At 66.2% G+C, this 19,800-nt stretch carries 13 protein-coding genes and 5 pseudogenes; 9 read left to right on the plus strand and 9 right to left on the minus strand.

Going from position 1 to position 19,800, the window contains the following annotated elements:
- Positions 1-74: 74 nt before the first annotated feature.
- Positions 75-155, minus strand: a pseudogene (locus CDN38_RS33205) (hypothetical protein); the annotation flags it as partial.
- A 150-nt stretch (positions 156-305) separates the two neighbouring features.
- Here CDN38_RS33205 and pafA point away from each other — a divergent pair.
- The 7 genes from pafA (at position 306) to CDN38_RS25385 (ending at position 8,572) form a co-directional block, all read left to right on the plus strand.
- Positions 306-1,664: a Pup--protein ligase gene (gene pafA / locus CDN38_RS25355; protein WP_099319257.1), complete on the plus strand. Its 1,359-nt coding sequence runs from the start codon at positions 306-308 to the stop codon at positions 1,662-1,664.
- A gap of 10 nt (positions 1,665-1,674) precedes the next feature.
- Positions 1,675-2,673, plus strand: a complete 999-nt coding sequence (locus tag CDN38_RS25360; RefSeq protein ID WP_075513427.1) for a helix-turn-helix transcriptional regulator — start codon at positions 1,675-1,677, stop codon at positions 2,671-2,673.
- The gene (locus tag CDN38_RS25365) at positions 2,670-3,641 is read left to right on the plus strand and encodes a helix-turn-helix transcriptional regulator (protein ID WP_075513426.1); all 972 of its coding nucleotides are present in this window, start codon (positions 2,670-2,672) and stop codon (positions 3,639-3,641) included. The genes CDN38_RS25360 and CDN38_RS25365 overlap by 4 nt, the downstream gene beginning before the upstream one ends.
- 68 nt (positions 3,642-3,709) lie before the next feature.
- A complete protein-coding gene (gene tatA / locus CDN38_RS25370) occupies positions 3,710-3,991 on the plus strand; it encodes a Sec-independent protein translocase subunit TatA (protein ID WP_075513425.1) in 282 nt (93 codons plus the stop codon).
- Between the two features lie 138 nt (positions 3,992-4,129).
- Entirely contained in the window at positions 4,130-4,987 is an 858-nt protein-coding gene (gene tatC / locus CDN38_RS25375) for a twin-arginine translocase subunit TatC (RefSeq protein ID WP_075513424.1), read from the plus strand.
- Positions 4,988-5,008: 21 nt separating this feature from the next.
- A complete protein-coding gene (locus CDN38_RS25380) occupies positions 5,009-7,744 on the plus strand; it encodes a DEAD/DEAH box helicase (RefSeq protein WP_075513423.1) in 2,736 nt (911 codons plus the stop codon).
- Positions 7,745-7,801: 57 nt separating this feature from the next.
- The gene (locus tag CDN38_RS25385) at positions 7,802-8,572 is read left to right on the plus strand and encodes a DUF4333 domain-containing protein (protein WP_099319258.1); all 771 of its coding nucleotides are present in this window, start codon (positions 7,802-7,804) and stop codon (positions 8,570-8,572) included.
- 3 nt (positions 8,573-8,575) lie between these two features.
- On the opposite strand, the gene CDN38_RS25390 is transcribed toward CDN38_RS25385, so the two are convergent.
- Positions 8,576-9,532, minus strand: a complete 957-nt coding sequence (locus CDN38_RS25390; RefSeq protein ID WP_075513431.1) for a 5'-3' exonuclease — start codon at positions 9,530-9,532, stop codon at positions 8,576-8,578.
- Positions 9,533-9,578: 46 nt separating this feature from the next.
- On the opposite strand from CDN38_RS25390, the gene CDN38_RS25395 reads away from it, so the two are divergent.
- Positions 9,579-10,697, plus strand: coding sequence for a M24 family metallopeptidase (locus CDN38_RS25395; RefSeq protein WP_075513430.1), 1,119 nt, complete (start codon positions 9,579-9,581; stop codon positions 10,695-10,697).
- A gap of 28 nt (positions 10,698-10,725) precedes the next feature.
- Positions 10,726-12,962, plus strand: a pseudogene (locus tag CDN38_RS25400) (prolyl oligopeptidase family serine peptidase).
- Between the two features lie 23 nt (positions 12,963-12,985).
- Here the strand turns inward: CDN38_RS25400 and CDN38_RS25405 are convergent.
- The 7 genes and pseudogenes from CDN38_RS25405 to CDN38_RS33210 all read right to left on the minus strand — a co-directional run.
- A pseudogene (locus CDN38_RS25405) lies at positions 12,986-13,533 on the minus strand (lipoprotein LppJ family protein).
- Positions 13,534-13,602: 69 nt separating this feature from the next.
- Positions 13,603-14,154 (minus strand): lipoprotein LppJ family protein, encoded by a 552-nt coding sequence (locus CDN38_RS25410; RefSeq protein WP_497755998.1) that lies wholly within the window; start codon positions 14,152-14,154, stop codon positions 13,603-13,605.
- Positions 14,141-14,947 (minus strand): annotated as a pseudogene (locus CDN38_RS25415) (alpha/beta hydrolase); the annotation flags it as partial. The pseudogene CDN38_RS25415 and the gene CDN38_RS25410, both read right to left, overlap by 14 nt.
- 294 nt (positions 14,948-15,241) lie before the next feature.
- Complete coding sequence (locus CDN38_RS25420; protein WP_497755995.1) at positions 15,242-15,796, minus strand: lipoprotein LppJ family protein; 555 nt, start codon at positions 15,794-15,796, stop codon at positions 15,242-15,244.
- On the minus strand, positions 15,777-17,759 hold the full coding sequence (locus CDN38_RS25425) for a putative alpha/beta hydrolase (protein ID WP_099319259.1): 1,983 nt from the start codon (positions 17,757-17,759) through the stop codon (positions 15,777-15,779). Before CDN38_RS25425 ends, CDN38_RS25420 begins: the two co-directional genes overlap by 20 nt.
- Positions 17,760-17,763: 4 nt before the next feature.
- On the minus strand, positions 17,764-18,756 hold the full coding sequence (locus CDN38_RS25430; RefSeq protein WP_075513419.1) for a hypothetical protein: 993 nt from the start codon (positions 18,754-18,756) through the stop codon (positions 17,764-17,766).
- A gap of 694 nt (positions 18,757-19,450) precedes the next feature.
- Positions 19,451-19,555 (minus strand): annotated as a pseudogene (locus CDN38_RS33210) (hypothetical protein); the annotation flags it as partial.
- Positions 19,556-19,800: the final 245 nt, after the last annotated feature.

Here is a 19,800-nt window from a genome sequence, read left to right on the forward strand (position 1 = left end):
GCGAAATGGGCGTCGTTGAGGGCGCGTTCGCTGGTGATGCGGTGGGCGGCCGCTCGGGCGGGTGAGCCCGAACACGGATAGGCCACGGTGTGCTCGAGGTCGCAAAATTCCGCGGGCTGGTCGCAACCGGGGAACCGGCAGGTCATGTCCCGGACGCCGCAGGTCGAACAGCCGTGCGACCCGACTCCCGGGCACCGACAACAAGACGGTCCGCTGGTCTGCCGGTCTGCCCGACGCCTGTAGTCGTCGCAGAATGGGCGCGGCTTGCTCACCGCCGCGTCAAGACAACCAGTACCCTCGATTACGTGCAGCGGCGAATCATGGGCATCGAGACCGAGTTCGGTGTCACCTGCACCTTCCACGGCCATCGTCGGCTCAGCCCCGACGAGGTCGCGCGCTACCTGTTTCGCCGGGTGGTGTCCTGGGGGCGCAGCTCCAACGTTTTCCTGCGCAACGGCGCACGCCTGTATCTCGATGTGGGCAGTCATCCCGAATACGCCACCGCAGAATGTGACAGCCTGGTGCAGCTGGTCACGCACGACCGGGCCGGCGAATGGGTGCTGGAAGACCTGCTCATCGATGCCGAACAGCGCCTTGCCGACGAGGGCATCGGCGGCGACATCTACCTGTTCAAGAACAACACCGATTCGGCGGGCAACTCCTACGGTTGCCACGAGAACTACCTGATCGTGCGGGCCGGCGAGTTCTCCCGGATCTCCGATGTGCTGCTGCCCTTCCTGGTCACCCGCCAGCTGATCTGCGGGGCCGGCAAGGTGCTGCAGACCCCCAAGGCGGCCACCTTCTGCTTGAGCCAACGCGCCGAGCACATCTGGGAGGGCGTCTCCAGCGCCACCACCCGATCACGCCCGATCATCAACACCCGCGACGAGCCGCACGCCGACGCTGAGAAGTACCGGCGGCTGCATGTCATCGTCGGCGATTCCAACATGTGTGAGACGACCACCATGCTGAAGGTGGGCACTGCCGCGCTGGTGCTGGAAATGATCGAGGCGGGGGTGGCCTTCCGTGATTTTTCCCTGGACAACCCGATCCGCGCCATCCGCGAGGTCAGCCACGACGTCACGGGCCGCCGGCCGGTGCGGCTGGCCGGGGGGCGCCAGGCAAGCGCGCTGGATATCCAGCGCGAGTATCACGCCCGCGCCGTCGACCATCTGCAGAACCGGGAACCCAACCCGCAGATCGAGCAGGTCGTCGACCTGTGGGGGCGCCAGCTCGACGCGGTCGAGAGCCAGGATTTCGCCAAGGTGGACACCGAGATCGACTGGGTGATCAAGCGCAAGCTGTTCCAGCGCTACCAGGACCGCTACACCATGGAGCTGTCCGACCCCAAGATCGCCCAGCTGGACCTGGCCTACCACGACATCAAACGCGGACGCGGGGTCTTCGATCTGCTGCAGCGCAAGGGTCTGGCGGCACGCGTCACCACCGACGAGGAGATCGCCGACGCCGTCGACCACCCGCCGCAGACCACGCGCGCGCGGCTGCGCGGTGAGTTCATCAGCGCCGCGCAGGCCGCGGGACGGGATTTCACCGTCGACTGGGTGCATCTCAAGCTCAACGACCAGGCGCAGCGCACGGTGCTGTGCAAGGACCCGTTCCGTTCGGTGGACGAGCGGGTCAAACGGCTGATCGCGAGCATGTAATCCAAAGCTAATGGCGACCTCGAAAGTCGAACGGCTGGTCAATCTCGTCATCGCGCTGCTGTCCACTCGCGGCTACATCACCGCCGAGAAGATCCGTACCACCGTTGCCGGATATGCCGACAGCCCTACCGTCGACGCGTTCTCCCGGATGTTCGAGCGCGACAAGAACGAACTGCGCGACCTCGGCATCCCGCTGGAGGTCGGCAAGGTGTCCAACCTGGACGCAGGCGAGGGCTACCGCATCAACCGCGACGCCTACGCGCTGCCACCCGTCGACCTGAACCCGGACGAGGCGACCGCCGTTGCCGTCGCCACCCAACTGTGGGAGTCGCCGGAACTGATCACCGCGACCCAGGGCGCGTTGCTCAAGCTGCGGGCCGCCGGCGTGGACGTCGACCCCGTGGACACCGGGGCGCCGGTGACCATCGCCTCCCCGGCAGGGCTGACCGGGCTGCGCGGATCCGAACACGTGCTGGGAATCCTGTTGTCTGCCATCGACTCTCGGCAGGCGGTGCAGTTTCCGCATCGGTCGTCGCGGGCCGAGCCGTACACCACCCGCACCGTCGAACCGTGGGGGGTGGTCACCGAGCGGGGCCGCTGGTATCTCGTCGGCCACGACCGCGACCGCGACGCCACCCGCGTTTTCCGGCTGTCGCGGATCGGTGGGGAGATCACCCCGATCGGCCCGGCCGGCGCGATCACCGTGCCCGACGACGTCGATCTGCGCGGCATCGTGGCCGCCAAGGTCACGGAGGCGCCGACCGGTATGCGGGCCACGGTCTGGGTCGCCGACGGGCGGGCCACCGCGCTGCGCCGAGCCGGACGACCTGTCGGCCCCCAGAAACTGGCCGGTCGCGACGGCGACCTGATCGAACTCGACATCGGATCCAGCGACCGGTTGGCGCGCGAGATCGCCGGCTACGGAGCCGACGCGATCGTCTTGGAGCCGGCCGCCCTGCGCGACGACGTGTTGGCCCGATTGCGTGCCCACGCCGAGGCAGCACGATGACTGCCGTGTCCACCCGGCTGGTGCGGCTGCTCAACATGGTGCCGTACTTCCAGGCCAATCCGCGGATCACCCGCGCGGAAGCCGCCGCCGACCTCGGGGTGTCGGCCAAGCAGCTCGAGGAGGATCTCAACCAGCTATGGATGTGCGGACTGCCCGGCTATTACCCGGGAGATCTGATCGACTTCGAGTTCTCCGGGGACACTATCGAGGTGACGTTCTCGGCGGGCATCGACCGGCCGTTGAAGCTGACGTCTCCGGAGGCCACCGGGCTGCTGGTGGCGCTGCGGGCGCTGGCAGACATTCCGGGCGTCGTCGATCCGCGGGCGGCCCGCAGCGCGATCGCCAAGATCTCGGCGGCGGCGGCCGGTGCGGCCGGCCATGACAGCACGGTTTCGGCCGCCGACCAACCGGCGCCGGCCGAGCACGCGGCGCCGGCGACGGTGCGCGCCGCGGTGCGCGACAAACGGGCGCTGAGCATTGACTATTACTCGGCGTCGCACGACACCCTCACCACCCGGACCGTCGATCCTATCCGGGTGCTGCTGATCGGCGGCCACAGCTATCTGGAGGCCTGGTCGCGCGAGGCCGAAGGGGTTCGGCTGTTCCGGTTCGACCGGATCGTCGACGCCTGCGAGCTGGACGAGCCGGCCGCGCCGCCGGAACCGGCGTTGCAGGCGCCGCCGGACACGGCGCTGTTCGACGCGGATCCGTCGCTGCCGTCGGCAACGCTGCGGGTGGCGGCGTCGGCGTCGTGGATGCTGGAGTATTACCCGATACGGGAGCTGCGTGAGCTGCCCGATGGATCCTGTGAGGTGGCCATGACCTACGCCTCGGAGGAGTGGATGACTCGTCTGATGCTGGGCTTGGGCTCCGATGTGCAGGTGCTGGCGCCGGAATCGCTCGCCCGGCGCGTGCGGACGGCCGCGGAAGCCGCAGTGCAGGCCTATCGGGCAGCTGTGCAGCAGTGACGGCGCGGCCGGGCGGCTTGGCGGCTCTGCTGCGGTAGCATCGGGGTCAACGTCTGGAGGTAATCAAAGTGGGCAGTCTTAGTCCGTGGCATTGGGCGATCCTCGCTGTCGTGGTGATCGTGCTGTTCGGCGCCAAGAAGCTCCCCGATGCGGCGCGGTCGTTGGGCAAGTCGATGCGCATCTTCAAGTCCGAGATCCGGGAAATGCAGAGCGAGACCAAACCGCAAGCGCCTGCCATCGAAACCAACTCGGCAACCAACACGGCAACCAACCCAACGCCGGTGCAGTCGCAGCGGGTCGAACCTCCGGCGAGCACCGAGCCGGGTCACACCGAGGCGCGGCCGGCTTAGCCCGGCACCACCGTCTCGGTGCCCAAGCGTGACTGATCGAACGTGGGGAATGGTTTCCGGGCCTCAGCGCGTGCCGCCGCTGTTCTCAAGCGGCTGAACCCTCGCAACAGGCGTAGCCGCGTCAATCCTGACGCGACGATGTCACTGGTCGATCACCTGACCGAGCTGCGAACCCGGCTGCTGATCTCGCTGGCCGCCATCCTGGTCACCACGATCTTCGGGTTCATCTGGTATTCGCATTCGGTGTTCGGGCTTCAGAGCCTGGGGGAGTGGCTGCGCCATCCCTATTGTTCGTTGCCGCAGTCGGCGCGGGCCGACATCAGCGCCGACGGGCAGTGCCGGCTGCTGGCCACCGCGCCCTTCGACCAGTTCATGTTGCGGCTCAAGGTGGGGATGACGGCCGGCGTCGTGCTGGCCTGTCCCGTGTGGTTCTACGAGCTGTGGGCGTTCATCACGCCGGGGCTGTACAAGAAGGAGCGCCGCTTCGCGGTGGCGTTCGTGATCCCGGCGGCGGTGCTGTTCGTGGCCGGTGCGGTGCTGGCGTATCTGGTGCTGTCCAAGGCGCTGGGCTTCCTGCTGACCGTCGGTAGCGACGTTCAGGTGACCGCGCTGTCGGGCGACCGGTACTTCGGCTTCCTGATCAACCTGCTGGTGGTATTCGGGGTCAGCTTCGAATTTCCCCTGCTGATCGTGATGCTCAACATGACCGGCATGCTGACCTATGAACGGCTCAAGTCCTGGCGGCGCGGCCTGATCTTCACCATGTTCGTATTCGCGGCGGTGTTCACGCCCGGGTCGGACCCGTTCTCGATGACCGCGCTCGGGGTGGCGCTGACCGTGCTGCTCGAGTTCGCCATCCAGATCGCCCGGGTGCACGACAAGCGAAAAGCCAAGCGGGAGGCGTTGATTCCCGACGACGAAGCGTCGGCCATCGATTCGCCCGAGCCGATACCGGCGCCGTCGGTGATCGGCGGATCACATGACGACGTCACGTAGCGACCGCATGAGGGCGGTGGTGTGACAGATCTTCCCGAGCTGGCGCGGTTCGCTGCCGAGCTGCCCTTCTCGCTCGACGATTTTCAGCAGCGGGCCTGCGCCGCCCTGGAACGCGGGCACGGGGTCCTGGTGTGCGCGCCCACCGGGGCCGGCAAGACGGTGGTCGGCGAGTTCGCCGTGCACCTGGCCCTGGCGGGCGGCGGAAAATGCTTCTACACCACACCACTGAAGGCCCTGAGCAACCAGAAGCACACCGACCTGACGGCCCGCTACGGCCGCGACCGGATCGGACTGCTGACCGGCGACCTCTCCGTCAACGCGAATGCGCCCGTGGTGGTGATGACCACCGAGGTGCTGCGCAACATGCTCTACGCCGATTCTCCTGCGCTGCAAGGACTTTCCCATGTGGTGATGGACGAGGTGCATTTCCTGGCCGACCGGATGCGGGGCCCGGTGTGGGAGGAGGTCATCCTGCAACTGCCCGACGAGGTGCGGGTGGTCAGCCTGTCGGCGACGGTCAGCAATGCCGAGGAGTTCGGCGGCTGGATACAGACCGTGCGGGGTGACACGACGGTGGTCGTCGACGAGCACCGGCCGGTGCCGCTGTGGCAACACATCTTGGTGGGCAAGCGCCTCTTCGATCTGTTCGACTACGGCGCCGACGCTCAACAGCCGCGGGTCAACCCGGAGCTGGTGCGCCACATCGCCCATCGCCGCGAGGCCGACCGGATGTCGGACTGGCAGCCGCGCCGCCAGGGCGGACGAGGGGGCCCCGGACGGCCGCGGTTCTACCGGCCGCCCGCCCGGCCGGAGGTGATCGCGAAACTCGACTCCGAGGGGTTGTTACCGGCGATCACCTTCGTGTTCTCCCGGGCCGGTTGCGACGCCGCCGTCCAGCAGTGCCTGCGCTCACCGTTGCGGCTCACCACCGAAGAGGAACGCGCCCGGATTGCCGAGGTGATCGATCACCGCTGCGGCGACTTGGCCGACGCTGACCTGGCCGTACTCGGCTACTACGAGTGGCGCGAGGGACTGCAGCGCGGTCTGGCCGCGCACCACGCCGGGATGCTGCCGGCCTTCCGGCACACCGTCGAGGAGCTGTTCGCCGCCGGCCTGGTCAAGGCGGTGTTTGCCACCGAAACGTTGGCGCTCGGCATCAACATGCCGGCCCGCACCGTGGTGCTCGAACGGCTGGTGAAGTTCAATGGCGAACAGCACCTGCCCCTGACGCCGGGGGAATACACGCAATTGACCGGCCGGGCCGGCCGGCGAGGCATCGATGTCGAGGGTCATGCCGTGGTGATCTGGCATCCCGCCGACAGCACCAGCGAGCCGACCGAGGTGGCCGGCCTGGCGTCCACCCGCACGTTTCCGCTGCGCAGCTCGTTTGTCCCGTCGTACAACATGACGATCAACCTGGTGCACCGGATGGGCCCCGAACAGGCGCACCGGCTGCTGGAGCAGTCATTCGCCCAATACCAGGCCGACCGGTCGGTCGTCGGACTGGTCCGCGGCATCGAGCGCGGCAAACGGATGCTCGACGAGATCGCCGCCGAACTCGGCGGCCCGGACGCGCCGATCCTCGACTATGCACGGCTGCGTGCGCGGATGTCGGAGATGGAGCGCTCGCAGGCCCGCGCGTCCCGGTTGCAGCGCCGGCAGGAAGCCAATGACGCGCTGGCCGCGCTGCGCAAGGGAGACATCATCACCATCACCCACGGCCGGCGCGGCGGTCTGGCCGTGGTATTGGAGTCCGCCCGCGACAGCGCCGACCCGCGGCCGCTGGTGCTGACCGAAAACCGTTGGGCCGGCCGGATTTCGTCGGCCGACTATCCGGGTGGGGTGCCGCCGGTCGGGTCGATGACACTGCCCAAGCGGGTCGAATACCGCCAGCCGCGGGTGCGCCGGGACTTGGCGTCGGCGCTGCGATCGGCCGCCGCGGGCCTGACCGCGCCGGCTGATCGCCGCGGCAAGAAACGCGCCCATCATGACCCGGACCTGGAGTCGTTGCGCGAGCAACTGCGCCGTCATCCCGCACACCATGCTCCCGATGTCGAGGTTCAGATCCGCCAGGCGGAGCGCTATCTGCGCATCGAACGCGACAACGCGCAGCTGCAGAGCAAGGTGGCCGCCGCCACAAACTCGTTGGCCCGCACCTTCGACCGGATCGTCGGCCTGCTCACCGAGCGTGAGTTCATCCAGGGACCGGCGACCGACCCGCAGGTCACCGACGACGGCCGGTTGCTGGCGCGCATCTACAGCGAAAGCGACCTGTTGGTGGCCGAGTGCCTGCGCACCGGCGCCTGGGCCGGCTTGAAGCCACCGGAGTTGGCGGCGGTCGTCTCGGCGGTGCTCTACGAATCGCGCGGTGGTGACGGGCCGGGCGCAGTATCAGGGGCAGCGGCGCCCACACCGCGGCTGCGGCAGGCGCTGGGCCAGACCGCGCGGCTGTCGGCGGAGCTGCGCGCCGATGAGCAGACGCACCGGATCGGCCAGAGTCGGGAACCTGACGACGGCTTCGTCAACGTCATCTATCGCTGGGCGCGCACGGGTGACCTGGCGGCGGCATTGGCTGCCGCCGACGCCGCCGGTAACGGTTCTCCTTTGCTTGCAGGTGATTTCGTGCGCTGGTGCCGGCAGGTGCTCGACCTGCTGGACCAGGTGCGCAACGCCGCTCCCGACCCCGAAGTGCGGGCTGTGGCCAAGCGCGCTATCAACGACATCCGGCGCGGCGTCGTCGCAGTTGACGCCGGGTAGGCTGGGCCGAAGCTACGGTTATGTCCGGAATGTGACCGCAGGGAAACAGGAGATGCGATGAGCGGACCGCAGGGATCAGACCCCAGACAGTCGTGGCAACCGCCCGGGCAGGGCGATCATTCCTCGGACCCGACCGCGACCGGGTCACCTTGGCAGCAGCAGCCAAGCCAGGATGCCACGTGGCAGGTTCCGGCTTACACACCCGCCGAGTATCCGCAGTACCAACAGCCGGTGGACCCGGCGTATCCGCAGCAGTATCCGCAGTCCACCCCCGGCTACGGGCAGCCCGATTTCGGTTCACAGGCCACCCAAGTCGGTCCGACTCCGCAATACGCGCAGCCCGGACAGTACGGCCAGCCGCAGTACGGCCAGCCGGCCCAGTACGGTCAGCCGGGTCAATACGTACCGCCGGGCCAGCCCGGTCAATACGGTCAGCCGGGCCAGTACCCCGGGCAATACGCTCCTTACGACCAGGCGGCCAAGGGCTCCAAGCGTTCGATGGCGGTTATCGGCGCGGTCGTCGGCGTGATCGCCGTGCTGTTCATCGGCGTCGTCTTGGTGCTCGGGTTTTGGGAGCCCGGGTTTTTCGTCACCACCAAACTGGACGTCAATAAGGCGAACGCCGGCGTCCAGCAGATCCTGACCGACGAGACCAACGGCTACGGCGCCAAGAACGTCAAAGACGTCAAGTGCAACAACGGGGCCAACCCCACTGTCAAGAAGGGCGCCACCTTCGACTGCACCGTCAGCATCGACGGCGCATCCAAGCACGTGACGGTGACGTTCCAGGACAACAAGGGCACCTACGAGGTCGGCCGGCCGCAATAGCGGTCACGACGGGAGCGCGTCCAGCGCCTTCTGCAGTCGCCCGATCGATGACCCGACGCCGAATCGCGTCGCCAGCTCGGCGGTGCGCGCCGGGTCGGCGGCAACCAGCGGTAGCGCGTCGGTGGGAGTCGAAAGCTTGACCGGCGCGTCGGTGGCTACCCGCACCACCGAACAGGCGGCCTCGATATAGCCCTGCGCGCCAAGCAGTTTCGTTCGTAAGCCGTTGGCCATCCCCGACTTGGGATCGTGTACGGCCGCCAGGATCTGATCCAGCGAGCCATGCTCTGCCAGCAGCGCGGACGCCGTCTTCTCACCGACGCCGGGCACTCCGGGCAGGCCGTCGGAGGGATCGCCGCGCAGCAGCGCCAGTTCGGCGTAGGCCGATCCGGCCCGATCCGTTGGCAAGCCATAGCGTTCGGCGACCTCGGCGGGCCCGAACACGGTGGCCTTGGACAACCCGCGACCGAGGTAAAGCACCCGAACCGGGACCGGCTCGTCGGTCACCAGCTGCAGCAGGTCGCGGTCACCACTGACGACAACCACCGGATCGCGGCGTTCCCGCGCGGCGAGCGTGCCCACCACGTCGTCGGCCTCGAAGCCCGGTGCCCCGGCTGTCGGGATCCCGAACGCGTCGAGCAGCTCCATGATCATGTCGACCTGAGGGGTCAGCTCGTCGGGCACCTCCTCGATGTCGGGCTGACCAGCGGGCTCCGCTTCAGCGACGCGGTGCGCCTTGTAGGACGGGAGGAGGTCCACCCGGAACTGTGGCCGCCAATCCAGGTCCAGGCACACGACCAGCCGGCTGGGCCGTTGCTGGGTGATGACCACCGCCATGGAGTCGAAAAATCCGCGCACCGCGTTGACCGGGCGGCCGTCCGGGGCGGTGATCGATGTCGGCACGCCGAAAAATGAGCGGAACCACATGCTGGCGCCGTCCAGCAGGAGCAGCGGTGTGGGCATGCTGGCCATCCTGCCAGGCCGGCCGGGCGCGGTTAGCCTGGCTGCCATGGACTCTCGCCGATTCGACACCGCGGTGTACGCGCGACGTTTGGCTGCGGCGGCAGCCGCGGCCGCCGACGCCGGCCTGGCTGGTCTGGTGATCACCCCGGGTTATGACTTGCGTTACCTGATCGGCTCGCGGGCGGAGACGTTCGAGCGGCTTACCGCGCTGGTGCTGCCGGCTTCCGGTGAGCCGACCATCGTCGTGCCGCGGCTGGAGTTGGCCACGTTGCGGGAGTGTTTCGAGGCTTTGCGGTTGCGAGTGTGCGACTGGGTCGACGGCGAGGATCCCTACCAACTGGTGGCGGCGGCGTTGGGCGCCGGCCAAGCGAGTGCGGTCAGCGATTCCATGCCGGCGTTGCATCTGCTGCCGCTGGCCGCCGCGTTGGGCGTGCTGCCGGTTTTGGCCACCAATGTGTTGCGCACGTTGCGAATGGTCAAGGAGGAGGCTGAGATTGACGCGTTGCGACGGGCGGGTGCGGCCATCGACCGGGTGCACGCCCGGGTGCCGGAGTTTCTGGCGCCAGGGCGAACCGAGGCCGAGGTCGCCGCCGACATCGCCGAAGCGATTGTCGCCGAAGGACATTCGCAGGTAGCGTTTGTCATCGTCGGATCCGGCCCGCACGGCGCCGACCCGCATCACCGGTTTTCGGATCGCACACTACAGGTCGGTGACATCGTCGTCGTCGACATCGGTGGGACCGTCGAGCCCGGATATCACTCCGACTGCACCCGCACCTACAGCATCGGCGAGCCAGATCGAGCTGTGGCACAACACTATTCGATATTGCAGCGGGCTCAGCGCGCCGCCGTTGAGGCGGTGCGTCCGGGGGTGACGGCGGCGCGGGTGGATGCCGCGGCCCGTGACCTGCTGGCCGAGGCCGGATTGGCCGAGTTTTTCGTGCACCGCACCGGACACGGCATCGGATTGAGCGTGCACGAAGAGCCCTACATCGTGGCCGGCAACGAGCTGCCACTGGCCGCCGGGATGGCGTTTTCCATCGAGCCGGGCATCTATTTCCCGGGCCAGTGGGGGGCGCGCATCGAGGACATCGTCGTCGTCACCGCCGACGGCGCCTGGTCCGTCAACAACCGGCCGCACTCGTTGGTGGTGGTGCCCGTTTGATGTCAATGCCGCCGGGTAGGTTGGCGTCGTGTCGCTGTTGGATCTGACCCTGCTTCCGTTACGTATCGCCCGCCAGGTCGCCGACGCAGTGGTGCACCCGTCACCGGCGCCCCCTGCCGAACTGGTCGTGGTCGACGGGATGCCCGAGAGCGCGCCTCCGGCCGCTCGGCGGCCGGAGCCGACGCTTCCGGCGCCGGCGGGATGGCCGTTCGGCGAGCAGTTTCCGCGAACCTGCGGAGCTGCCCGCATGGCCGGAGGGGCACTTTTTTGGACAGACTTCCTTTACGACGACCACGGCGCGACGGGTCTGCCGGTCGGAGTCCTGCAGATCCAGGCGCCGCCGCGCGGCACCTACGTGTATCCGGCCGGGCCCGCGGCCGGCAACGGCGTCGACATCTTCCGCGTCGCGATCGGGCTCACCGATACCCACACCTGGTGGCGAGTCGACTGGAACAGCTTGGTGGATGCCACCGTGCCGATCGCGCTGTTCACCTTCGACACCGATCGGGGCCGGGCCGCGTCGGCGGTGTGGCCGGCCGGGGCCGGGGTGCGTTCGGCGGGTATCGACATGGCCTTGCTGGTTTCGGGTCGCATCGCCCGGCTGATCGACCTGACCACCCAGGTCGCGACGCCGGTCGAGCACAGCGTCGACCTGGCGGCACGGTCGTTTCTTGCGCAGGTGCCGCGGTCGGTGCTGGAACCGGCCGGGACGTGGACGGTTCGGCTGGTCGCGGGGTTGGCCAACGCGGCGGGGGACGGGTTCGCCGATGTGCCGGCCGAGCGGGGCGCGCTGCCCGGTCAGCCCACGTCTACAACGTCGCCTTCCGCACCCACACTCAGGAGCAGCCGCACCTCAACTTCTGGTCCGATGCCGCCCAAGCCGCCGCCCTGACCAGCGGCGATGTCTCCGAGTTCGCGGTGGCAGTCGAGTGGGACCGGCTTGCGGCCCGCGAAACCACGTCCGAACCGGTGATCACCGGACCGTCGACGCGGTGGTACGTGTCCTCGATCGAGCTTGGCCAGGGCGTCGCCCCGGGGACCGTGCTGGACACCGACCCGCAGTTTCTGGGAAGGGTGCAGCCCTATTCGGTGTGTTTGCCGTCGACCTACGCGCCGGGCCGGGCGTTGCCGCTGACGCTGTTGCTGCATTCGCTCGCGCTGGGGCAAACCCAGTTCGCCGCGATCGACCCTCGCCTCTTGCACGAAGTGTGTGAGACGCGCGGCTCGGTAGTGGTGACGCCGCTGGGTCGAGGTCCGTCAACCTGGTACTTCGACGCCGGCGAACTCGACGTGTGGGAAGTGTGGGCGCGGGTGGCCGAGCAGCTGGGTACCGACCCCAACCGCACGGTCGTCTCCGGCTATTCGATGGGCGGTTATGCGGCCTACAAGCTGGGGCTGACGTACCCGGAGGTGTTCGCACAGGCCGTGGTGCTGGCCGGGCCGCCGACGTGCGGGGTGCGGCTGCTGCCCAATGTCGACATTCCTGCCGATCTCGACCTGGACTCGCACTGTGCGCGTGAGGGTGACACCTGGGAGCTGCTGGCCAATGCCCGCTGGCTGCCGTTCGTCATCGCCCACGGGTTGCTCGACGAGTTGGTGCCGTTTTCGTCGGCGGCCGAGCAGGTGCTGGAACTGGACAGGTTGGGATACCGCTACCGGTTTACCGTGTACCCGTTCGAGGACCACATTGCCTGGGTGCTGCAGGATAAGTTCGACGATCCGATCGCGCACATGGGGACCGTTCTGCGCCAAGCGGATCCGGGGCACATCACGTTCGCGTGGTATCCCCAGCTGGTGCGTGCCGATCTCGGCATCGGGCCGCATCAGGTGTGGTGGTTGTCGGAGCTGACCGCCGATCCCGCGGTGACGGCCCGGCGCGGAGCCACCGCGGAAGTCGACGCCCGCTCCTATGCTCGGCCCGACCCGATGCACAGCATTCGCCGGCGCCGCGGCTTCGTCCCGCACTTCGACCCGACGCCCGGGTTGTACACCGAATTGGATTGGCGGGTAACCGGTCCCGCCGACGCGCTGCCATACTTGACGCTGCGGCTCACCGGAGTCGCCAGCCTGACGGTCGATGTAGCGCGGGCGGGGTTGGCGTCGTTGCCGTCGTCGAGCATCGCGGTGGCGTCTGACGTTGCCGCGCAGATCACCCTCGGTGGTTTGCCTGACGGCGTACAGGTGCGGCTGGATGGTCAGCCTGTCGGGTCGACGGTGGCGGTACCGGTTGGGCGGCACCAGATTTCGTTGGTGCGGACGGGTTAGCGAGTGCGGCTGATAGGTGAGCTTCACTGGCCACGAAGCTGGTCCTTGATGCTGAACCCGTTGCTGTCAGTGCGGTGGTTGTTCATATTGCGGCATTCGCCGGAAAGCTCGATCGCCCCGTCGGCGCCGAGAATGGACTTACGCCGATAGTTGCCATGACACCATCTTTGTGAATCACCGTTCCGAACAAGTGCTGTCTCGGCGGCGCGCCGGACGACCAACCGTGAGCCACCATCGTCGCCGCAACTTGCTCGAAGTAGCTGCTGTGGTCGATGCCACGCGGAACGATGAAGGTCATGTCGACCCGACCACGGTAGGGTGGATCGCCCTGATCGTTGCAGGACTCCCAGCTGAATCCTCCTGAAACATCTTGCAGCCCTGTTATTTTTGCGATCTGCTTGGCCGGCTCGATCACCTGGGCCATGGCCTGCTCGTCAGAGAGCGGATGTTCGGGGTGGTCAGCATCGTGCGCAAACGGATACATCAGCGAACAACCTCCCAACAGGAAAACCACCGTCAGCGGCCATGCCAGACGTTCTGGCCATCGCCGGAATCGATCATTCGAACTCATCGTCATAGGTGATGGAGCTCGCCGCTAGACAAGCACTGCCTATGCGGCAAAACCGTTGCGGGCACGGGTTTATCCCGCATTCAGCTGGTCCTTGATGTCGTACCATTTGCCATCGTGGCGGTGAGCACCCATGTTGCGACATTCGCCAGAAAGCTCTACCGAGCCCCACTGTTTGCCACCAGAGTGCACGCCGATGATCGCCATTACGCCGTCTTTGTGAATTACGCGACCAAAAGCATGCAGCCCAGCAGGTGGGCCATCTGACCAACCCTGGGCGATCATCGCCCTAGCGATCCGCTCAAAATAGGTTTGAGGGTCGACACCTACCGGCATGTCGTATCCCATGTCGACACGTCCTCGGTAGGGTGGGTCGCCCTGATCGTTGCAGGATTCCCAGCCAAATACCCCTGAAACATCCTGTAATCCAGCCACTTTCGCAATTTGTTTGGCAGGGTCGACCACCTGCGCCATGGCCTGCTCGTCGGAGAGCGGATGTTCGGGGTGGTCAACATCGTGCGCAAACGGATACATAAGCGAACAACCTCCCAAGACTAAAACCACCGTCAGCGCTACGACCGCAAGCCGCAGCAGGCCTGACCTGAGGCAATTACTTGAACTCATGGTCATTGGTGACTGAGTCCCCTGGCCGGTCCCATTCGGGGTCAACGGTGACAGGCGTTTGGATCTCGACATGCGGCAGCGGAATCGTTCCGAACGGGGTATGCACCTGGGTCGGGGTAGAGATTCGTTCTTCGGCTCGGTGGGGTGCCAGCATTCCTTCTCCTGCGAGATTGTTTCCGTGGCCGACGGCAATTTCAGTCATGTTGTGCAGCGCCTCGCTGCCCATGTTGTAGTAGTGCGAATGATCATTGAACCAGGGGGTAATGTCATGCGTGCCGGCTACTTCGGCGCGGAATCGCACTGAGCCGAAACCGTCGTGAGCGGGGTCGCCGCCCAGTCCCGCTAGTGGCCCGAGCGGGTAGCCGAGTGCGTTGTTGACCCAATTGGGCACGGCGCTACCTGATTCTCCGATCCAGCTGATCGCGTCGGTGGAGGCGGCACCCACGTAGACGTTTCCGCCGTTGAGGTGGAAGTCGGCGGCGCTATGCGCCAGATCGGATCCTGGGCAGCCGATCAACACGGCGTCGTTGGCGCGCAGACCACTGTTTGCGAACGCATCGGCGACTGTCGTCGAACCGTATGAATGCCCGATGACGGTGACGTGAGACGGGATGCCACCTTCGTGAGAAACGGTTAGGCCGTTGACGTCGGCGGCCAGCACTTCGCCTCCCTGGCGCGCCATCCAGGGGGTGCCGACCTGTTGCAGCTTGGTCGGGTCGGTCGCGGCCGCTTCCGGATTTTGGAAGTCGAACGCCGGTGCGTCATAGCCCATCCAGGCGATCACTGAGGTGGAAGCCAGCCGTAACCTCCCGAAACATCCCGCAGCCCAGCAGTTCTGGTAGTCTTTGGCCGGCTCGACTACTCGATCCATAGCATGTTCGTTCGGCGAGCGAACGCTCGGGTGATCGGGGTCGTTCCCAAATGGATACATCGACGAACAATCTCCTCAGGCGAAGATCGCCGCGGTCAGCGCCGCAAGGCAGACCTGCCATCGTCGACGACGGCTGATTGGCATCACTCCACACGATGAAAAAGGCCGCACGTCAAGAAAGCAACCAGTACGGGATGCGTTGCTGTCGTTCAGACTTCATCCTCCACGTAGCTGGTCGCTGATATTGAGCCAGCGGGCGTGACGATGGTCGCCCATGTTGCGACACTCGCCGGAAAGTTCGACATCGCCATCCGCGCCTAGAAAGGGGCTCACCCCGATGATTGCCATTACGCCATCTTTGTGGATCGCCGTTCCGAACGGGCGCAGCCCAGGTGGGGGGCCGGTCAACCAGCCATGCGCCACCATCGTTGCGGCCACTTGCTCAAAGTAGGCGTTGTGATCCATGCCGGCGGGGACGTTAAACTTGACGTTTACGCGGCCACGGTAGGGCGGATCACCCTGGTCATTGCAGGACTCCCACCCAAATTCTCCCGAGACATCCTGTAGTCCAGCTACTTTGGCGATCTGCTTCGCTGGCTCGATCACCTGCGCCATGGCCTGCTCGTCGGATAGCGGATGCTCGGGGCGATCAGCATCGTGCGCAAACGGATACATCAGTGAACAACCTCCCAATGGGAAAGCCATTGTCAGCGCTACGGCCGCAAGCCGCAGCAAGCCTGACCGGCGGAAGTTACTTGAACTCATGGTCATTGGTGACGGAGTCTTCAGGCCGGTCCCATTCGGGGTCGACAGTAACAGGTGTGGTGATCTCGACGCGCGGTAGCGGAATCGTTCCAAAAGGGGTATGCACCTGGGTCGGGGTGGAGATTCGTTCTTCGGCTCGGGGTGGGGCTAGCATTCCTTCCCCTGCGAGGTTCTTTCCATGGCCGACGGTGATTTCGGTCATGTTGTGCAGCGCCTCGCTGCCCTTGTTGTAGTAGTGCGAATGGTCGTTGAACCAGGGGGTGATGTTGTGTGAGCCGGCGACTTCGGCGCGGAATCGCACCGACCCGAAACCGTCGTGAGCCGGATCGGTGCCCAGTCCTGCTAATGGCCCGAGCGGGTAGCCGAGTGCGTTGTTGACCCAATTGGGAACCGCGCTACCTGATTCACCGATCCAGCTGATCGCGTCGGTGGAGGCAGCACCTACGTAGACCTGTCCGCCGTTGAGGTGGAAGTCGGTGGCGCTGTGCGCTAAATCGGTTCCCGGGCAGCCGATGAGCACGGCATCGTTGGCGCGCATGCCGCTGTTGGCGAACGCATCGGCAACTGTGGTGGACCCGTAGGAGTGCCCGATGACGGTGACGCGTGACGGGGTGCCACCTTCGTGAGAAACGGTTAGGCCGTTGACGTCGGCGGCCAGCACTTCGCCTCCCTGGCGCGCCATCCAGGGGGTGCCGACCTGTTGCAGCTTGGTCGGGTCGGTCGCGGCCGCTTCCGGATTTTGGAAGTCGAACGCCGGTGCGTCATAGCCCATCCAGGCGATCACTGAGGTGGAATGGGTTGGGTCGGCTTTGGCCGACTGGTCGTAGAGGTTGATGGCGTCGTTATGCGCGTCGTACAACCAGCCTACTTTCACGCTGCTGTTGGTGCCGGGCACGATGACGGAGGTGTTTTGTGCCCTATCGGGGTTGCCGATTGCGATCGCCGCTCTGCCCTTGCCGTTGAAGGCGAGTGGATCGTATGCCCACAACATGACAGGCCTCGAGCGGGCATCCGAGCCGGCACGGTCGTGGTTGAGGCCCTCGTTAGTCTTTACCGCGTTCTGATACCGGGTGATATCTGCGGCGGTGAGGCCGTACTTGCCAGGGTTGCTGAACACATCGTTGTCCCGATTGTTAAGGGCATTATCCCGAAGGGCCTTTGGCGACAGTCCATGCTGTCCGGCGGCATCTTCGACCCGTCGGAGGTCGTCGTTCATCACCGCAAGGTTGACCTGGCCGCGCACTTCGGCCGGAATGCCATTGAGGTTGCCCAACTCCTGCGGGTGTTGATCGACCAACAGTCGTCTTTGCTCGTCGCTGAGTGACTCCCACCAGCGCTTGACCTGCTCTGGACCGGTGTCAGGCGGTGGGATCAAAAGTTCGTCGGCTATTGCGACCTCTGCCGGGTCGACGCCGTCGGCGCGCAGATTGCCGAGCCCACTTTGCAAGATCGCCGAATAATTGTCACGAATGTGGTTGAGCTGGGCCAGGACTGCCCGTGTTTCGGCAACGGCGTCGTCGCACAGCGCATTGGCCTCAGTTTGATCGTCGGCGGCGAGGGCCTCACCGATCTCGCAGTCGATATCTTCAAGGTCCTGCTCGAGCGCTGAGATGTACCACCCGGCGGACCGTTGTGCCTCGGCCAGGGCGGCCGCAATATTCTCCAAATCGACGGCGATCCTGGGCAATTGCGCGGCCTGGAGCTTCAGCGACGTGGTTACGCGCTGCACCTCGGCGGAGTCGTTGATTGGGTGCTCGCCGTTCTCCCGGTTCCAAGCCCATTCGAATCGCCGCAGTGCCTGATTGAAGGCCGCGTCGGCCTCGGCCGTTGAGGCACCGGCGTCGTGGAAAGCTTTGGCCAGGTCGGAAATCTGCGCTGGACGGCCCGCTTGGAGGCTCCGGTTGATCGCCCACGGATCGCCGCCGGCTTCGGCGATCAGCAGGGCGATGCTTATGCAGTGGAGTTGCATTGAATCACCGGGTTATGACCTCGCGTAACGCGTGAAGCGCATCGGTGGCGGCTTGTCGCACCACGTCGCGCTGCACGTCGACACCCATTGCGTCGCCGCGCATCTCAGCAACAATCGCCGAAGCCATTGCCCGCCGCTCCGCTCGCCGATATGTGTGCTCAATAGTTTCGGCGGTAGCGACTTCAAGCAATACGCTGTCCAGGTCGCTCAGCAGCGCGTGCACATCGCGCATGTCGCGGTCGGCGCGGGTCAGCACACGGCGTTCGTTCCAGCGTCGAATCAGGCACTCGTAGACCGACTCCCGGGCCATACGAACGGTCTCGAGCAGCGGGCCATAGGTGAGATTGCTCCCCGGCTGGCGGTCCACCAGGTGCCGGACAGCAATCATCAGTTCGCCCGCCGCGTCTAGCTCGGTCGAAGCCTCGCCACGCATCCTCCGAACGACCTCGGCATGGATCGCGGCGACTGGCGCGGGCGCATCAGCAGCTTCGGTAGCCATCGTGCCGTGCGCTAACCGGCGAATCGCGCCGGCGGCAGTGCGATCAATGGCAACGCGCTGCAGCTCGACACCCAGTGCGTCGCCGCCCATCTCGGCCAGAACCGCCGCGGCCATCGCCTGCCGTTCCGTATCCGCGTAGGCCTGTTCAATAGCTGCCGCTTCGATGGCCGCCAACAACACGTTCAGCACATCAATCAGCAGCGCGCGCACATCGCGCTGACCCGAAAGCCATTGCCGCTGGCGCGCATCCAGCACCTCGCGGCGTGCGTCGCACAGCTGGTTCAGGTGCGCGTACACCTGTCCGCGAGCCGCCTCGATGGCCTGGTACAGCACGCCATGGGCGATGACGCTTGGCCGCGGTGCGTTATCAAGCTCGTATCGCACTGCAAGAAGGAGGTCGAAGGCCGCTTCGGCGGCTATGGACACCTCGCCGCCCTGCAATTGGCGTTCGACCTCGGCGCAAATCATGTCGAACGGCGACGACGGATCGTCACTCACCGCCGTCGGTTTTTTCGTCGGGCCCGGTGCGGCCGGGGTCCTTGTAGTCGGGCAGCAGGATCCGTCGCGTGGACCTGGTGACGACGGGCGGTTTGTCGTCTCCTGTCTTCACCGGAACACTCGGTGGGGCCGTTAGGCGGCCCTTGACCGGCTGGCCGTTGGGCACGCCTGGTGCCGTTACTCGCTTCTCGACCGGCTTGTCCTTGGTGCCGCGTTCGCCACCGTGGCCCATCGCCCCCGGCGGGATCATCGGCATGCCGGTCCCGCCCATCGGGGTCGACGTAGAAGGCGTGCCGCCGGTCGGCGTCGCCGCGACCGACTTAGCCTGTGCCCCAGCAGGAGTCGTCGGCGGTGATGACGTCGGCACAGGTGGCGGGCCCAGATAGCCGGTTGGAGTCGTGCCGCCGACGCCCCCTCCGCCGGCACCAAGGCCTCCCGCGCCACCGCCGGCGCCGCCACCTAGCCCTGGGTCTTTACCGACGCTGTCGACAAGTTGCGCCGCGTCCCCAGCCGCCAGTCCCTCAGCGCCATGGCCTTGCTGAAGCGCGCTCATCAGCGGCTGCATCGCGCCCTGCCCGGCTTGCATAGCCTGTTGCGGAAGCTGGGTGAGTGGCCCCAAGATGCCGCCGACCGCGCCTCCGAGTGCACCGGTGATGCCTGACACCGCCTGTTGAATCATCTGTGTAGCCTGCTGGGCTCCGCTTTGGGCGCCGACGCCTTGGAACTGTTGCGCCGCGTCCGCCTCATTGGCCGGGAACTTGCTTGCGGCGTCGGCCGCATGTGCTCGGCGATCAGCGTCGTCGGCCGCAATGTCGACGTTGGTTGGTGCCAGATCCGCGTTTGTCAAGATCCCAAACGCCGCTAACAAGCGGTCAATGATCGAGGACCCGCCGGCGTGCACGGGTCCCGGCGCCAGCGGCACCGGCGCCGGCATGCCGGCTGCTGTGTGCTTCCCCCGGTTTCTCGGAGACTTCCGAACCAGGTTTGATCTTGAGAGCCTGGAGGAAGGAAGTGTGCAGTGGCAGCGAACAGGAAGTATCCGGC

Origin of the sequence: Mycobacterium ostraviense, assembly GCF_002705925.1 — a bacterium.
In the GTDB taxonomy this organism is placed as follows: domain Bacteria; phylum Actinomycetota; class Actinomycetes; order Mycobacteriales; family Mycobacteriaceae; genus Mycobacterium; species Mycobacterium ostraviense.

Bases quoted from the DNA above. Each gene is read 5' to 3' on its own strand.
- CDN38_RS25360 (WP_075513427.1), top strand. From the start codon at position 1,675: ATGGCGACCTCGAAAGTCGAACGGCTGGTCAATCTCGTCATCGCGCTG.
- CDN38_RS25365 (WP_075513426.1), top strand. From the start codon at position 2,670: ATGACTGCCGTGTCCACCCGGCTGGTGCGGCTGCTCAACATGGTGCCG.
- tatC (WP_075513424.1), top strand. From the start codon at position 4,130: ATGTCACTGGTCGATCACCTGACCGAGCTGCGAACCCGGCTGCTGATC.
- CDN38_RS25385 (WP_099319258.1), top strand. From the start codon at position 7,802: ATGAGCGGACCGCAGGGATCAGACCCCAGACAGTCGTGGCAACCGCCC.
- CDN38_RS25390 (WP_075513431.1), bottom strand. From the start codon at position 9,532: ATGCCCACACCGCTGCTCCTGCTGGACGGCGCCAGCATGTGGTTCCGC.
- CDN38_RS25395 (WP_075513430.1), top strand. From the start codon at position 9,579: ATGGACTCTCGCCGATTCGACACCGCGGTGTACGCGCGACGTTTGGCT.
- CDN38_RS25410 (WP_497755998.1), bottom strand. From the start codon at position 14,154: ATGAGTTCAAGTAATTGCCTCAGGTCAGGCCTGCTGCGGCTTGCGGTC.
- CDN38_RS25420 (WP_497755995.1), bottom strand. From the start codon at position 15,796: ATGACCATGAGTTCAAGTAACTTCCGCCGGTCAGGCTTGCTGCGGCTT.
- CDN38_RS25425 (WP_099319259.1), bottom strand. From the start codon at position 17,759: ATGCAACTCCACTGCATAAGCATCGCCCTGCTGATCGCCGAAGCCGGC.